This window comes from Oleiphilus sp. HI0043 (genome assembly GCF_001634935.1).
On sequence record NZ_LWEY01000962.1, the window covers coordinates 1 to 457 of the forward strand.

Consider the following 457-nt stretch of genomic DNA (forward strand, 5'->3'; position numbering starts at 1 on the left):
AGATAAAGAAGACTGCAGAGATAAGCAAGCCAAGCACTAAGCTGACGTTTCTCGCCAAGTAAGTATTGCCAAACGTCGTCCACTGAATGTAGTGCGCTGCTGCGCCCTCTCCCTGTTCAGTATTCAGGTAACGAGCATGAGCAACAAGACCTATTGACTCAACCAGCAAGCCAATAAAGACCAGACCAGACAAGACACTCAGAAGTGGTGCAAAGCTTAAATCTTGAAGCGAATAAGCAATACAAGCAAACACGGCAAAAACAATTCCGCCGACACTAAACATACTGCCAAAGAAGCTGGTCAATACCTGCCAATGATTCCAGAACGGGCGAGCTTTAATTCGATAGATACAGTGCATGAAGTACAAACCTATCAAAGCAGAGATCACCGCAAAACCACCCGCAATAGATATCAGCAAATCTAGGATACCCAACTGCAACCATTCATTGATCGCAGA

Annotated in this window: 1 protein-coding gene; it reads right to left on the reverse strand. The window is 45.1% G+C overall.

All coding sequences use genetic code 11. The features are described from left to right. The coding region (locus tag A3729_RS32810; protein WP_197475779.1) for a hypothetical protein at positions 1 to 457 on the reverse strand (457 nt) is incomplete at both ends.